General features: G+C 51.7%; 13 protein-coding genes. 7 read left to right on the top strand and 6 right to left on the bottom strand.

The genetic code is table 11. The features are described 5' to 3' along the window. Positions 1-11: 11 nt before the first annotated feature. From E2566_RS20520 to rfaD, 4 genes are read right to left on the bottom strand one after another with little or no spacing between them, the layout of a single operon-like run. A complete protein-coding gene (locus E2566_RS20520; protein ID WP_240618622.1) occupies positions 12-1,265 on the bottom strand; it encodes an O-antigen ligase family protein in 1,254 nt (417 codons plus the stop codon). A gap of 26 nt (positions 1,266-1,291) precedes the next feature. Beyond that, positions 1,292-2,275, bottom strand: coding sequence for a lipopolysaccharide heptosyltransferase RfaC (gene rfaC, locus E2566_RS20515; RefSeq protein ID WP_107169086.1), 984 nt, complete (start codon positions 2,273-2,275; stop codon positions 1,292-1,294). Then, entirely contained in the window at positions 2,272-3,321 is a 1,050-nt protein-coding gene (gene rfaF, locus E2566_RS20510; RefSeq protein ID WP_107169087.1) for an ADP-heptose--LPS heptosyltransferase RfaF, read from the bottom strand. Before rfaF ends, rfaC begins: the two co-directional genes overlap by 4 nt. Positions 3,322-3,344: 23 nt before the next feature. Continuing rightward, positions 3,345-4,277: an ADP-glyceromanno-heptose 6-epimerase gene (gene rfaD / locus E2566_RS20505; protein ID WP_107169088.1), complete on the bottom strand. Its 933-nt coding sequence runs from the start codon at positions 4,275-4,277 to the stop codon at positions 3,345-3,347. 242 nt (positions 4,278-4,519) lie between these two features. Between rfaD and E2566_RS20500 the strand changes: the two genes are divergently transcribed. Together E2566_RS20500 and tdh are read left to right on the top strand one after the other, a co-directional pair. Next, on the top strand, positions 4,520-5,716 hold the full coding sequence (locus E2566_RS20500; RefSeq protein WP_107169089.1) for a glycine C-acetyltransferase: 1,197 nt from the start codon (positions 4,520-4,522) through the stop codon (positions 5,714-5,716). A gap of 10 nt (positions 5,717-5,726) precedes the next feature. Continuing rightward, positions 5,727-6,758, top strand: coding sequence for an L-threonine 3-dehydrogenase (tdh, locus tag E2566_RS20495; RefSeq protein WP_107169090.1), 1,032 nt, complete (start codon positions 5,727-5,729; stop codon positions 6,756-6,758). 26 nt (positions 6,759-6,784) lie between these two features. Here the strand turns inward: tdh and E2566_RS20490 are convergent, their stop codons facing one another. Beyond that, the gene (locus tag E2566_RS20490; protein ID WP_107169091.1) at positions 6,785-7,732 is read right to left on the bottom strand and encodes a divergent polysaccharide deacetylase family protein; all 948 of its coding nucleotides are present in this window, start codon (positions 7,730-7,732) and stop codon (positions 6,785-6,787) included. A 2-nt stretch (positions 7,733-7,734) separates the two neighbouring features. Further along, on the bottom strand, positions 7,735-9,036 hold the full coding sequence (envC, locus tag E2566_RS20485) for a murein hydrolase activator EnvC (RefSeq protein ID WP_107169092.1): 1,302 nt from the start codon (positions 9,034-9,036) through the stop codon (positions 7,735-7,737). Between the two features lie 244 nt (positions 9,037-9,280). On the opposite strand from envC, the gene E2566_RS20480 reads away from it, so the two are divergent. From E2566_RS20480 to pagP, 5 genes are all read left to right on the top strand, one after another. Then, on the top strand, positions 9,281-9,712 hold the full coding sequence (locus E2566_RS20480; protein ID WP_015842174.1) for a rhodanese-like domain-containing protein: 432 nt from the start codon (positions 9,281-9,283) through the stop codon (positions 9,710-9,712). A gap of 187 nt (positions 9,713-9,899) precedes the next feature. After that, positions 9,900-10,370: a protein-export chaperone SecB gene (secB, locus tag E2566_RS20475; RefSeq protein WP_014913761.1), complete on the top strand. Its 471-nt coding sequence runs from the start codon at positions 9,900-9,902 to the stop codon at positions 10,368-10,370. Beyond that, positions 10,370-11,389, top strand: a complete 1,020-nt coding sequence (gene gpsA / locus E2566_RS20470) for an NAD(P)H-dependent glycerol-3-phosphate dehydrogenase (RefSeq protein ID WP_107169093.1) — start codon at positions 10,370-10,372, stop codon at positions 11,387-11,389. Before secB ends, gpsA begins: the two co-directional genes overlap by 1 nt. 214 nt (positions 11,390-11,603) lie before the next feature. Beyond that, positions 11,604-12,425, top strand: a complete 822-nt coding sequence (gene cysE / locus E2566_RS20465) for a serine O-acetyltransferase (RefSeq protein ID WP_107169094.1) — start codon at positions 11,604-11,606, stop codon at positions 12,423-12,425. A gap of 287 nt (positions 12,426-12,712) precedes the next feature. Continuing rightward, positions 12,713-13,351: a lipid IV(A) palmitoyltransferase PagP gene (gene pagP, locus E2566_RS20460; protein WP_107169095.1), complete on the top strand. Its 639-nt coding sequence runs from the start codon at positions 12,713-12,715 to the stop codon at positions 13,349-13,351. Positions 13,352-13,588 lie beyond the last annotated feature (237 nt).

Genomic DNA, 13,588 nt, shown 5'->3' with positions numbered 1-13,588 from the left:
TTATAACAGGGTTAATTCTTTAACCATTTTCCGGTCAGCGTTGTGCCAAGGCAAAACGTCATTAGCCACGTAATAAGCATATCCCGTGAATAAAGGATGACATCGCTAAGTCCATACATAATCAGAGCAAAAAGTAGCGCGACGGAGAGGTGGCTACGTAGAACAAAAAATGAAAAATAGAATAAGGAGGCATAGAGCAATATTAGTAATATCGCCCCCGGTAACCCTTTAAGGGAAAAGGCATCAACCACTTCATTATGTAGATGGACATTCAGATACTCGACAGCACCCGCTAAACTCGGCTTTTGTTCCGCTTGTGTAATGATCTGGGCGGCACGCTGTTCGGCAGATTGCCCCAATAATGCTTCTTCTCCTGCTTCTATACCAGATTGGTACATGGCGATGCGCGCACCCACTGATGTTTTGCTGTTATTCATGCTGTAGCTATGTACGTCGTTGAACAGGTCGTTGACGCGTTGATGAATCGTCTCCTGAAACAGGAATAAGCATAGGAGAAGTGTTGTTACTGAACCAATGAATTCCTTTATGAACAAACGTTTATCGTGTCTGACTTCTGACAATAAAATGGTTGCGCCCACAATAGGGTAGACAAACATAGCAGCCCGGGTTTCTGTCAGTAGAATGGCTATCGTGACTAACAGAAAATGTACCAGATAGAGATAATACTTATAGGTTGAATCGAGCTTCAGCAGCGCCTGTGCGCTTAACGCACCAATAAAAGTAAGAAAATAGGCGGCGCTGGTTGCCGTGCCAAATATCAACCCAATGCGATGCATTCCACTGAACAGCGACTGATAGAACGCATAACCTAGCGCTAATACACAAATTGCGATGATGTAGAAGAGCGACTGCTTTCGTTGTTTTTGGGTGATATGCAATGCCGTCAGCAGGATAAACGCGCCCAAAATCCCGGCGTGCGCAGATGTCTTGTAGGCGTTATACACATAGGGGAAAAGACTATCGGGTTGATAATAGTGGTGATACCAAATGAGGTTGGTTATACCGATAGCTAGCAGGCAAAGTGGAATAAGTAGACGTCGCTTAGCGCCCACGATAGCTTTTAGGTGTGTCACTACATAGAAAACGGATAGCGTGCCAGTGAGATAAAAAAGCCATCCGGCAAGAATGCTACTAAATGGCATAATGGCTAATGTGAGTAAACAGCCGGGGAAGACGGCGTTAAGTGCGACAGCCGAACTTATACTGGGCGTTTTGCCCAGTTCGTACCTTAATTCATTAAGCATGTATTTGTTCACAGTCGGGAGCGATATCACTCGCCTGATGCAGGTAATTCTATCAGCTTCTCTAATTTCTGATGGACGAGGCTAGCGGGAATTGTCTCCATTTTCTGGCTTTCAGACATTTCCACCACCTGGTTCATCCCATAACCGCCAATCAGCCCTGGATCGGTCGGTCCGTACAGCGTGATATTCGGGCGATCCAGCGCTGCCGTCAGGTGGCTAAGCCCGGTATCGACGGAGACGACGGCGTTAGCGCCCGCCAGCACCTCGGCGACCTGTTGCAGCGCCAGGCGTGGTAAGACTTCAACGTGTGGGAACCCTTCCGCCAGCCGTAATGCACGCTGGTGCTCATGTTCCGCTCCCCAAGGGAGTTTGATACGCAGCCCACTCGGTGCCAATAGGGCAATGAGTTCACGCCAGTGCATTTCAGGCCAGTGCTTTTCATCACGCGTGGTGGCATGGAGAAACACCAGATAGCGATTGGCATCTGCGGGTAATTGAGAGAGGAAGCGCTGGGCAATCGCATAATCGCCGCGTTCAGTGGGTTTTCTATAGCCTAGACTCGCGGCAAATAATTCGCGTACGCGCTCTACGGCGTGTTGCCTGCGGCTTACCGGATGGCGATAGTTATAAAACCAGCTTGCCAGCGGCTCACGCGCGCTCTTGCAGTTCAATCCGTGTTTCTTTCCGTTGGCGAGTCGTGTTACCAGCAGCGCGCTTTTAATCAGCCCTTGTGCGTCAATAACGGCATCATAGCGATACTGGCGTAATTGACGCTTAAATTCTGCACGTTCTTGACGAATCGGGGCGCTGAACCAGCTTTTGCGCCAGCGGCGGATCGCTACCGGAATAACGCGGGAAACTGCCGGGTGCCAGCTTGGAATTTGTGCAAAACCTTCTTCAACCACCCAGTCGAACTGGATACCGGGAATAGCCTGCATCGCGTCGGTCAAGGCGGGTAACGTATGCAGCACATCGCCCATTGACGATGTTTTCACGATCAGCACTCTCATGCGTCTGCTCCCGGTAGCAGATATTTATCTAGCGCGCTGAGCACGCGTTCGGGCTGAATATCGATCAAACTCTGGTGATAACCCTGCTCGGCATCCCCTTTACGCACTCGGTGATAACCGGTTATCAGGCGAATCACTTCGGCCTGATGAGATAACGGCGGAGTAAAGTCGGGACTGCTGGGGCCGTAAAGTGCGACAAGCGGACGATGAAGCGCCGCCGCGACGTGCATGAGCCCTGAGTCATTGCTGACGACAGCATGACAGGCGGCAATCAGCACCACGGCCTGTTCCAGCGAGGTTTTTCCCGCCAGATTGGTGCAATATTGCCGGGCATCTTCCGTCAATCCCTGAAGGATATCGTCACAGGCCGAGTGGTCATTGGCTGAACCGAACAGTGCTATCTGGTAGCCGCGTTCAATCAGCGATTGCGCCAATGCTGAATAGTGATAATGCGGCCAACGTTTGGCAGGGCCGAATTCGGCACCGGGGCAAAAACCGATGATAGGGCGTGTATCGCTGAGATCAAAGGTCTGCGTCATGTCCGCAATTTCGGTCTGGCTGACCTGTAACTGTGGCCAAAGCAACGGCTGTGGCAGATCCTCTGCACGATGAATACGGCTACGATCGTAGCCTAATGCGGTGTAGCGCTGAACCATCAACGGAAAGGCGGCTTTATCCAGCACGCGTACGTCGTTCAATAGCCCATAACGCATTTCGCCGCGCCAGCCTGTGCGCTGCGGAATGTTGGCAAAGAACGGCACCAGCGCAGACTTAAAGGAGTTGGGCAACACGTAAGCGCGGTCATAGCCCGCATCACGCAGCGATACGCCAAGACGGCGGCGTTCCCCCAGCTCAAGTGCGCCGTGCCCTAGCGGCATAGCTAACGCCTGATTGACTTCCGGCATCCGTGCCAGCAGCGGACGGCACCAGGCCGGTGCCATCACGTCAATGACCGCTTCCGGGTGTTCAGCCTTCAATGTGCGATAAAGGCTGTGCGACATCATCATATCGCCGACCCAGGAAGGGCCGATGACCAAAATTTTCATACCGCTTATGAATCCTTATCCGATTAAACGGTACGGTTCAGCCAGGTCATATATTCCGCTACGCCTTCGGCGACGGTTTTGAACGGCTTATCGTAGCCCGCAGCACGCAAGTTAGTGAGGTCGGCCTGCGTATAGGCTTGATAGCGACCTTTCAGCTTCTCAGGGAATTCGATGTATTCCACGCTGCCTTTGTTATGGAAGGCAAGTGTGGCGTCGGCAACGGCCTGGAAGGACTCGGCACGGCCGGTACCGCAGTTGAAGATGCCGGAAACACCGTTTTGCCAGAACCACAGGTTGACGGCGGCGACATCACCGACGTAGATGAAATCACGCTTGAAATTTTCGCTACCGGAGAACAGCTTCGGATTTTCACCCTGATTGATCTGGTTGTTCAGGTGAAACGCGACGCTCGCCATGCTGCCTTTGTGACCTTCACGCGGTCCGTAGACGTTGAAATAGCGGAAACCGCAGATCTGTGATTCCGCTTCCGGCAGAATCTCACGCACGTATTGATCGAACAGGAATTTGGAATAGCCATAGACGTTCAGCGGCTGCTCGTATTGACGGTCTTCGACGAAGTTATCGTTGCGACCACCGTAGGTCGCGGCAGAAGAGGCATACAAGAACGGAATACTGCGATCGAGGCAATAGTGCAGCACATCTTTGGAATACTGATAGTTGTTATCCATCATGTATTTGCCATCCCACTCGGTCGTGGAAGAGCAAGCACCTTCATGGAATACGGCATCGATATCACCCAGATCGTCACCTGCAACGATGCTGGCGATAAAGTCTTCCTTATCCATGTAATCTGCGATGTCCAGATCGACCAGATTGACGAATTTGGTGCCGTCTTTCAGGTTATCGACAACCAGAATGTCCCGATAGCCGATGTCATTCAGAGATTTTACGATATTGCTGCCGATAAAACCGGCACCGCCAGTAACGATAATCATGGGCGCGACCTTTGTTAATCTTGCCGGTGAGGCACCGCGCCCCACACTGTTTATGACCGCTATAATAGCATTTCATTTTACCGCAAGCAGCCAGAGCTTAATTTATCCCGTGTTGCGCCAACTTTTTTAAGATGAGTCAGGCCGTGACGACGCCAGCATTTTCAGACTGTTTACCCCGCATTTTTGCCCACATCCGCTAGCTTAAAAACCATAACGCAATCTTTTTATGGGAGAGTGACGCTATGCCTGCCGCGTTTTATCAACAACTTACTGCAAAAATTATGGCTGCACGCACCGAAGGCGTGTTCAAGGAAGAGCGCATCATTACCTCTGCGCAGCAGGCTGAAATCGGGGTAATGGGCAGCGACCGCCTGCTCAACTTCTGCGCCAATAATTATCTTGGCCTGGCGGACAGCCCTGAGTTAATTGCCGCCGCAAAGTCTGGATTGGACAGCCACGGTTTTGGTATGGCTTCGGTGCGCTTCATCTGTGGAACGCAGGATATCCACAAACAGCTGGAGCGTAAGCTGGCGGAGTTTCTGGGCATGGAGGACGCGATTCTCTATTCCTCCTGCTTTGATGCCAACGGCGGGCTGTTTGAAACGCTGATGGGGCCGGAGGATGCGATTATTTCCGATGCGCTTAACCATGCTTCGATCATTGATGGTGTTCGGCTATCGAAGGCGCGGCGCTACCGTTACGCCAATAACGATATGAACCAACTGGAAGCACAGCTGCAATTGGCCAGAGCGGAAGGAGCGAAACACATCATGATTGCCACCGATGGCGTTTTCTCGATGGACGGCGTGATTGCGGATTTGCAGGAAATTTGCGATCTGGCCGATCGTTATGACGCGCTCGTGATGGTTGATGACTCCCATGCGGTGGGGTTTGTCGGTGAACATGGGCGTGGGACGCATGAACATCGCGGAGTAATGGGGCGTGTCGATATCATCACTGGCACGTTAGGCAAGGCACTGGGCGGTGCGTCAGGCGGCTATACGGCGGGCAGGCGTGAGGTGATCGACTGGTTGCGCCAGCGCTCGCGGCCCTATCTGTTTTCCAATTCACTTGCGCCAGCCATTGTCACCGCGTCGCTCAAGGTGCTGGCTCTGTTGGAACATGGCGGAGAACGGCGTGAGCGTCTGTGGGCAAACGCTCGTTTGTTCCGTGAAAAGATGACCGCCGCAGGGTTCACGCTGGCGGGAGCCGATCACGCCATTATTCCCGTTATGGTGGGTGAGGCACAGTTGGCACAGGATTTTGCGCAGGCACTACAGCGGGAAGGCGTTTATGTCACGGGTTTTTTCTACCCTGTTGTTCCCCTTGGCCAGGCGCGTATTCGTACCCAAATGTCGGCTGCTCATACACCGCAGCAAATCCAATTCGCCGTCGAGGCGTTTATCCGCGTGGGCAAACGTCTGGGTGTGATCATCTGAGGATACCGTCATGAAAGCATTGGCAAAACTGCGGCCAGAAGAGGGTATCTGGATGGCGGATTCCCCCACGCCGGAGCTCGGGCATAACGACATCATGATTAAAATTCGCAAAAGCGCGATTTGCGGAACGGATGTGCATATCTATAACTGGGACGAATGGTCGCAGAAGACGATTCCTGTTCCAATGGTCGTTGGGCATGAGTACGTTGGCGAAATTGTCGCCATCGGTCAGGAAGTTAATGGTTTTCATATTGGCGATAGGGTTTCTGGCGAAGGGCATATTACCTGCGGCTACTGCCGCAATTGCCGTGCCGGGCGACGTCACTTATGCCGTAATGCCATCGGTGTTGGAGTAAACCGTCCCGGTTCGTTCGCGGAATATCTGGTGATCCCTGCCTACAACGCATTTCGTATTCCCGACAATATTTCTGACGAGCTGGCTGCCATTTTCGATCCTTTCGGCAACGCCGTGCATACCGCACTTTCCTTCGACTTGGTGGGGGAAGATGTGTTGATTGCCGGAGCGGGACCGATCGGCATGATGGCGGCGGCGGTGTGCCGTCATGTTGGCGCAAGGAATGTCGTGATTACCGATGTGAACGCGTATCGCCTGGCGTTAGCCAGCAAAATGGGCGCAACGCGCGCCGTCAATGTGGCAGAGGAAAAACTGGCCGATGTAATGATAGAACTAGGCATGACCGAGGGGTTTGATATTGGGTTAGAGATGTCGGGCGCACCCTCGGCCTTTCGTGCCATGCTGAAAGCGATGAATCACGGTGGTCGCATTGCCATGCTGGGCATTCCGCATGAACCGATGTCGATTGATTGGGGAGAGGTGATTTTTAAAGGGCTATTTATCAAAGGGATCTACGGACGGGAAATGTTCGAAACCTGGTACAAAATGTCGGCACTGATTCAGTCTGGGCTGGATTTGTCACCGATTATCACCCACTGCTTTCACATTGATGAGTTTCAGAAAGGGTTCGATGCCATGCGCTCGGGTCAGTCGGGCAAGGTTATTCTCAATTGGGATGAAGAGTAACCCTGCCGTAGCGAGTCCACGCGGTATTACGGCTGCTTGTGTGTTTCGGTGTCGGCTGGGGCAATCCAGGTCTGCCAGCGGTGCTTGATAAATAGTACAGGCGCACTGTCCCGAATGCTGCTGCTCACCAGCTTGAAGAATACATCGTTCTTCACCGGTTCCGGCGGCTGTTTGACTTGGCACTGCGGTATGCCGCGGAATGGATTACGTGGTTTGACTGGCGGCTGCGGCTGAGGTTCATACTGCCGCGTTGGTTCATTTAGCAACTGGCTGGGACGCACTAAGACAATATCGGCATCCAGCGTGGGCAGCATCTGCTGCAAGACACGGATGGTTGAAGGATGTGGGTGCCCGATAGCGATAGCGGAACCGCTACGACGGGCGATTTGCACCGCACGGGTAAACTGTTTACGGATCTCGGCTTCGTTTTGCGAATCATCCAAAAAGACTTTGCGTTTGATGACCTTAACGTTCGTTCCTGCCGCGGCCTGGCTTGATTGGCTGCTGCCAATGGTCATGCTATCGAGGAAATAGAGCGGGTAGGCGCTCAGCGCCTGCATGACTTTTTGCATGCCGGGCAGGCTGGCGGTCATCGCGCTGCCCATATGGTTATTCAACCCCACAGCGTAAGGCACGTTATTAACCGATTGGCGGATAATGCGCTGAATTTCTTCGCTGCTCATATCTGGGCGTAGCGTGTCACGCTCCAGCGGCTGCTTGCTCATTGGCGCCATCGGTAGGTGGATTAGCACTTCGCGCCCTTGCTGGTGGGCTTTGGTTGCCATCTCACGGGCATACGGTGCGTTGGGCAATACCGCGACGGAAATTGCCGTCGGCATCGCCAGAATCTGGTTCTCATTATGTGGGCGATAGCCAAAATCATCGATCACGATGGAAAGTTTTCCGGCCAGTGCCAAAGGAGAAAGCGCTAACAGACTTAATGCCAATAACGGTGTTTTGGTTAAATAAGACAAGACTATCTTCCCAGCCAAGGTTGTGGATTGACCGCCTGACCCTGGCGACGGATTTCAAAATACAGTCCAGGTTTGCTCTGCCCGCCGCTGGTGCCGACTAACGCAATGGCTTGACCGGCCTTGACCTGAGTACCAACGGAAACCAATGCGCTCTGGTTATAGCCATACAGGCTCATATCACCTTTACCATGCTGTACGACCACCACCAGTCCGTAACCTTGTAGCCAGTCGGCCATCAACACCGTGCCATCGGCGATAGATTTCACTTCAGTCCCTTCCGGTGCGGTAATGACCAGACCTTTCCAGCGTAGCTCACCCTGTAGCGGCTCGCCGAAACGGTGCTCAATACGCCCGTTAACTGGCCAGATAGCTTGACCAGAAGGTCGGCCTAAACCGCCAGTGCGCGCCATAAGTGAGCGCTCACCTTCAGTGGGTTTGTAGCTGCTCCCACTGCGTTTGGCCTGCTCTTCTTTGGCACGAACCTTGGCGGCCTCGCGTGCCTCCCGTTCGGCACGGGCTTTTGCCTCTCGCTCGGCGCGGGCGATCTGGTCGCGTAAGCGGGTTTCATTCTGGCGCAGTTCCGTCAACTGCTGCTGATCTTTTTCCAGCGAGCTTTCCAGCGTTGACAGCGTTTTCTTCCGGTCGGACTGTGCCTGTTCCAGCGTTTGCTGTTGCTGTTGTTGGTCACTTAATAGCGTTTTTTGCTGCGTCTGTTTTTGTTCCAACTGACGTTTTTGATTAGCCAGCTCTACGCGGGTTTGCTGCAATTCGTTGATAGATTTCTGCCGTGCTTCATTCAGGTAGCCGAAGTAAGCGAGGATGCGCTCATTGCGCTGGCTTTCTTCTCCGCTCAGCATGAGCTGCAGCGCACTGTGCTGGCCTTGTCGGAAGGCGGCATCCAACTGACGGGAGAGAAGCGTTTGTTGCTTATCCTGCTGAGATTGCAGCTTTGCGATAGAGGCACTGAGGCTGGTTAATTCTTTATTGAGCGTAGACAGCGTATTGCGCGTTTCATGCAGTTGACGACTGGCCTGAGAGATAGACTGCTCCTGCTTTTTCAACTGCTGAACTAAGGTGCTGCGCTGCTGTTGCTGCTGCTGGACGCTTTTTTCTTTCGCGGCGATATCTTGTTGCAGGGTCTTAAGCTGTGCCTGGTTATCTTCCGCTTGGCCGAGCGCGGGCAACAGCAAAACGCCAACGCAGAGCGCGCTGACGCAGCGGGTGAGTAGCCTGTGTAATGCGGATAACTGGCGATCGGCGCTACATGCTACTCGACTCTGTACAAATAACGCGTTTTTACTCATATCGATAAATTATTCCACGATGAACAGCGGCTTACCAGTTGTCTCTTGTCTGATTTCTATTTCCAGACGTGACAAGCATGGCACAAAGGCGCATGTCTATGCGTATCAATGATAGATAAATGGAAAGCGCGCCGCAGATTCGATACGCTATGTTGGCTTACTGGCTGTAATTGCCGTATCGCGCAGGTATACTCAGGAACCTTATATTTTTGTTGCTTAACTGATCCGGGAGCCGTTACACCCCATGCAAGAGATTATGCCATTCGTTAGCAAGAACCCTATTTTGAGCATCGCCTGGGTTGCGCTGTTGGTTGCGGTAATTGTACTTACTGTGAAGAGTAAACTGTCGAACGTGAAAGAAGTGGTTCGTGGTGAAGCGATCCGACTGATTAATAAAGAAGATGCTGTCGTCGTTGATATCCGTAACCGTGACGACTATCGCCGTGGCCATATTGCCAGCGCATTTAACCTGTTGCCGAACGACATTAAAAACGGCAGCGTAGGTGAACTTGAAAAACATAAGTCGCAGCCGATTATCGTGGTCTGCGCCAACGGCCTCTCTTCACGCGAAGCGGCCGAGAACTTGCATAAAGCGGGTTTTGAGCGTGTGCAGGTACTGAAAGACGGTTTGGCTGGCTGGAGCGGTGAGAATCTGCCTTTAGTCCGCGGCAAATAAAACGGTTTGTGGTAAAACTATCCGCATCGTGCCATGTGCGTCAGTTATACACTGCGAAAATGGCGACGATTTTGCAGGATAACCGACAGGCTGATTGCAGTACGACAATGACAAAAATGTGCTGACGTCCGCCTACTTATGACGACGGAAGACGTCAAGAAAATCCAACAAAAGGGTATTACTTAACATGTCTGAACAAAACAACACAGAAATGGCTTTCCAAATCCAGCGTATCTACACCAAAGATATCTCTTTCGAAGCGCCGAATGCGCCTCAGGTGTTCCAGCAGGAATGGCAGCCAGAAGTAAAACTGGATCTGGATACGGCTTCTAGCCAACTGGCTGATGACATCTATGAAGTCGTACTGCGTGTGACCGTAACGGCATCTCTGGGCGAAGAAACGGCATTTCTGTGTGAAGTTCAACAAGGTGGTATCTTTACCGTTGGCGGTATCGAAGGGACTCAGTTGGCGCACTGCCTGGGCGCATACTGCCCGAACATTCTGTTCCCTTACGCGCGTGAGTGCATCACCAGCCTGGTTTCTCGCGGTACTTTCCCGCAATTGAACCTGGCGCCGGTTAACTTTGACGCGCTGTTCATGAATTACCTGCAACAGCAGACCGAAGGTGAAGGCGCTGCGCAGCATCAGGATGCCTGATGAACGCGTCTGACGCTTCCATGACCGTCATCGGTGCCGGTTCATACGGCACCGCATTAGCCATTACGCTGGCGCGTAATGGCCATCGAGTCGTGCTGTGGGGCCACAACCCTACGCACATTCAGGCGTTACAGGCCGCTCGCTGTAATCAGGCATTCCTGCCTGATGTGCCTTTTCCTGATTCCCTACAGTTGGAAACTAATTTGGCACAGGCGCTCGCTGCCAGCAGAAACGTGCTGGTTGTTGTGCCGAGCCACGTATTCGGTGATGTTCTGCGTCAGTTGAAACCTCACCTGCGTGCCGATGCGCGTATCGTGTGGGCGACCAAAGGGCTGGAAGCGGAAACGGGGCGCTTGTTACAGGATGTCGCACGCGAAGCATTGGGCGAAGCTATTCCGCTTGCGGTGGTCTCTGGTCCGACATTTGCCAAAGAATTAGCGGCGGGTATGCCGACGGCGATTGCGCTGGCATCAACGGACAGTGAGTTTGCCGACGACCTGCAACGGCTACTACATTGCGGGAAGAGCTTCCGTGTTTACAGCAACCCGGATTTTATCGGGGTGCAGTTGGGCGGCGCGGTGAAAAACGTCATTGCTATCGGTGCCGGAATGTCTGACGGCATTGGGTTTGGTGCTAATGCACGTACCGCTTTGATTACTCGCGGATTGGCGGAAATGACCCGGCTTGGAGCCGCACTGGGTGCAGACCCTACCACTTTCATGGGGATGGCTGGGCTTGGCGATCTGGTGCTGACCTGTACTGATAATCAGTCCCGTAACCGACGCTTTGGCATGATGTTGGGGCAGGGAATGGATGTGCAGAGCGCGCAGGATAGCATTGGTCAGGTTGTTGAAGGATACCGCAATACGAAAGAGGTTCTGGCATTGGCGCAGCGCTACGGCGTTGAAATGCCGATTACGGAGCAACTCTGGCAGGTTCTGTATTGTGGGAAAGATGCCCGAGAGGCGGCGCTGAGTCTGTTAGGACGTACGCGTAAAGACGAAACCGCCAAATTATAAAACACGTCGTTCTATACTCTAAATAATTCGAGTTTTATTAAAAATGTTAACGTTTTTAATAATGTACATGCAACTCGAAGTATGACGAGTCTATGCTGGGCTTCCTAATCCTGGGGGCTCATAGTATCTTCATTTTCTTGTATACGCGCGGTAGTGCTAATAAGCCTGTTGTTTTAGAACAGATAGTCGTTGTGGTGTCTCGGAGAGTAAGGCAATGTCGACAGAAGAATTGAAGCTGGTCTGGAGCAATATCAAAACAGAAGCGCGCAATCTCGCGGACTGTGAACCGATGCTGGCCAGCTTTTTTCATGCCACATTGCTGAAGCACGAGAATTTAGGTAGTGCGCTGAGCTACATGCTGGCGAACAAGCTAGCCAATTCTATTATGCCCGCGATCGCTATCCGTGAGGTGGTGGAAGAAGCCTACCGCGCCGAGCCGCAGATGATCGTTTCTGCCGCACGCGATATTCAGGCTGTCTGTCTGCGCGATCCTGCGGTGGATAAATACTCGACGCCATTGCTCTACCTGAAAGGGTTTCATGCATTGCAGGCTTATCGCATTGGTCACTGGCTTTGGTCTCAGGATCGTAAAGCGTTGGCGGTCTATTTCCAGAATCAGATATCGGTTTCTTTCGGCGTGGATATTCACCCGGCGGCGAGAATCGGCTGCGGGATCATGCTCGATCATGCAACAGGTATTGTGATCGGCGAAACCGCTGTGGTTGAAAATGATGTCTCCATTCTGCAATCCGTCACGCTGGGCGGAACGGGTAAAACCAGTGGCGATCGTCACCCTAAAATTCGCGAAGGCGTGATGATTGGCGCTGGCGCTAAAATTCTGGGGAATATTGAGGTCGGTTGTGGCGCAAAAATTGGTGCTGGCTCTGTCGTGCTGCAATCCGTTCCACCACACACGACGGCGGCAGGGGTTCCGGCGCGTATCGTCGGTCGCCCGGAAAGCGATAAACCTGCGATGGATATGGATCAGTATTTCAACGGTATCAACCGCGGTTTCGAATACGGCGATGGTATCTAACCTCGCGACATAGGTTCTTCATTACCCTCTGCTGAATATAAACCACCGACAAATAAGGTGGTTTTTTGTTATTGCAGCTAAGAAACGTCTGAAAGCAACGCTTGGTTCGCTATCTATTTAAGCACTGCCGCTGTTTAACCCTTCATAATAGGCCGTTTGAGTTTTTCATCGGTTATATAGGCAGATTACGTGAACTAAACTATATATATTTTGGTAACCATCAGAATAGCTTTGCTTGGATCACCTTTGTTTGAATGGAATCGTGACGCTGTTACAGAGAACCTTATATGCATTTGAAGCGAACTTTAATCACGTTGAGTTTGATTACACTACCCATCATCCCTTTTTCGAGTTACGCAGTAGAAAGCATAAATAATACGGGCAGCATGGAAAACCCTGTATCCGTCACGGCGGATTCTACTGATTCTGCGTCGAATAAGCAGGATGAAAGTTGGTGGCAGAGAAGTAAAAATAACCTGTCTACGACCTGGAATGCGCCGCAGAGTCACGATATTTATATCCCTGCTATCACCTGGCATAACCGCTGGACGTACGATAAAGAAAAGACTGACAGATATAATGAAAGACCGTGGGGCGCGGGTTACGGTGTTTCTCGCCTGGATCAGGATGGGGATTGGCACGGGCTTTATCTCATGGCGTTCAAAGACTCCTATAACAAATGGGAGCCTATTGGTGGCTACGGTTATGAAAAGCGTTGGCGACCCACCCGCGATCAGGATTTTCAACTGGGCCTGGGCTTTACGGCAGGTTTCACGATGCGTGATAACTGGAACTATATCCCGATCCCTGTATTGTTGCCTTTGGCGTCAATAAGTTATAACAAACTTTCTTTTCAGGCGACGTATATTCCCGGAACATACAATAACGGTAATGTTTTCTTTGCCTGGCTCAGGTGGCAGATTTAATTCTTAGATTAACGAGCCTCTTTTGTTTTACAAAACGAGGCTCTGTTTATTCTGTAGATCGCGCATTGATGAAATATATTGAATGGCGTAAGTGTTATCTGGATAAAGGTATTTAACGCCACATCTTTTCTTCTCTACGTTTACTTTCTATTTGCTCGTTATTTATCCTGATGTAAACCATATTGACTGATGTTCATTCAGCCATCTCCGCTACAATGGCGATACTTTTTTCTCAGT

Origin of the sequence: Pectobacterium punjabense (assembly GCF_012427845.1) — a bacterium.
GTDB classification, from domain to species: Bacteria; Pseudomonadota; Gammaproteobacteria; order Enterobacterales; family Enterobacteriaceae; genus Pectobacterium; species Pectobacterium punjabense.
Note: the sequence above shows the minus strand (reverse complement) of the source record. Positions and strands in the feature narration are given on the sequence as shown.